Raw genomic sequence first — 1,970 nt, forward strand, 5'->3', positions numbered from 1 at the left:
TCGTGTTCACCCACGCAACCGTTACGTACAAGCTAAAGGTTGGTCCCACGAAGAAATCGTTGCACATTTAGCAGCAATCGGTGAAGAACTAACCGTAGAAGCCTAATTTAGAAATCAAAAGACCGCTAGGAAAACCCTGGCGGTCTTTTTGCGTCTAAAGGAAGACGATATTATTCATGATGCGGGCATCCTCATATCTTGGTGAGCTAGTGTATCTTATTAATAATAATGATTTTGAATCATTAGCATCATTTATGAAAGGTCATTTTATATTCTGATAGCCGAAGACTTACTAAACTACAATTGCATGGATTCAATCAAGTCGAGTTCGCTAGGTCAGTTCAAGTCCGCTTTATCCTAAGTTGTACCACACTGCGTGTAGTCCTGCCTTAGACTGCCATCGTTATTGAGCTGAACGGTCTCGCACTCAGCCTAGTATTAAAGCGTCATCGTTTAATGCGCGGCCTGATTGTTTTTTGAACATGTCTAATAATTGTTGTACGGTTAATTGTTTCTTCTCTTCACCAGAGATATCAATCAAGATGCGGCCATTGTCCATCATCAACAAGCGGTTACCCATTTGGATGGCTTGCTCCATATCATGCGTAATCATCAAGGCTGTTAACTGGTCTCGTTGGATCACTTCTTCTGTTAATTTTAAAACCATGTCCGATGTTTTAGGGTCTAAGGCTGCTGTATGCTCATCTAGTAATAAGACTTTTGGCTTTTTCAAAGTCGCCATCAATAATGTTAATGCTTGACGTTGTCCACCAGAAAGCAAGCCAACTTCAGCAGTTAATCTATTCTCCAAGCCTAAGTCTAATAGTTTCAAGGCTTCTTTAAATTGTTCACGTTGCTTGTTGTTGACCCCTCGTCCAAATCCAAATGAGTGTCCGCGACGGTCTGCAATAGCCATGTTTTCTTCGATAGTTAAGCGGCTAGCAGTGCCCATCCGTGTGTCTTGGAATACGCGTGATACTAGGCCTGCACGTTTGTTGGCAGTTAGGTTAGTCACGTCTTTATCTTCAATTTTAATAGTCCCTTGGTCTACCAATAGCGAACCGGCAATGGCATTTAGGAAAGTCGATTTTCCGGCCCCGTTCCCCCCAATAATGGTGATGAAATCCCCTTTTTCTACCTTTAGGTCGATCCCTTTTAATACGTGGTTTTCGTTTGGTGTTTTAGCTTCAAATGTTTTATGTACGTTTTGTAATGTTAATACGCTAGTCATTGGTCAATCTCCTTTCTACGCTTCTTTACTTGTGATTGAATTTTTCACAACTTTTTTACCGTGTTGACGAACAGCTGGTACCCCAAGCGCTACGGCTAGGATTAAGGCTGAGAATAGACGTACATCGTTTGGATTGAAGTTTAATTCTAATACCAATAGTAATAGTAACCGGTAAATGATTGACCCTAATACAATCGCTAATAAACGTTTAACAAAGGTGATGTTTTTCCCGATGGCTTCACCAATGACTACTGAGGCTAAACCGATAACCATTGCCCCAACACCCATGTTGACATCTGCATAGCCGTTGTTTTGCGCTAATAAACCACCTGATAAACCAACTAATCCGTTGGCTACCATGAAGCCGATAATCTTGGTCCAGTCTGTATTGATTCCGTTGGCTTCACTCATCATGTAGTTATCACCTGTGGCACGAATGGCTAACCCAATTTGCGTATCAAAAAACCATTTCAGTAAGGCCACGATGGCTACAACAACGATTAAACCAATGACGATAACTGCTAAAGTCTTGTCTTCAATCAATTGACGCATTTGAGTGACCAAGGTATTTTGACTTAATAATGGTAAGTTGGCTTGGCCTAAAATACGTAGGTTAATAGAGTACAAACCAGTCATGGTGATAATAGATGCAATCAAAGCTGGCACTTTCAATTTCGTATGCAATAAACCAGTGATTAGTCCAGCACCTGCCCCAATGACAAATGATAGTAAGGTGGCC

Annotated in this window: 2 protein-coding genes and 1 pseudogene; 1 reads left to right on the forward strand and 2 read right to left on the reverse strand. The window is 41.2% G+C overall.

Features of this window, described 5'->3' with window-relative positions; all coding sequences use genetic code 11:
• Positions 1–106: pseudogene (locus tag ACRCJ0_RS12910) on the forward strand (rhodanese-related sulfurtransferase); the annotation flags it as partial.
• A gap of 321 nt (positions 107–427) precedes the next feature.
• Here the strand turns inward: ACRCJ0_RS12910 and ACRCJ0_RS12915 are convergent.
• Both ACRCJ0_RS12915 and ACRCJ0_RS12920 read right to left on the reverse strand, forming a co-directional pair.
• A complete protein-coding gene (locus ACRCJ0_RS12915) occupies positions 428–1,231 on the reverse strand; it encodes an ABC transporter ATP-binding protein (RefSeq protein ID WP_419971514.1) in 804 nt (267 codons plus the stop codon).
• A gap of 15 nt (positions 1,232–1,246) precedes the next feature.
• Positions 1,247–1,970: ABC transporter permease (locus ACRCJ0_RS12920; RefSeq protein WP_431390685.1), on the reverse strand; the 724-nt coding region annotated here is incomplete at its 5' end.

The organism is Aerococcus sp. L_32 (assembly GCF_050689315.1).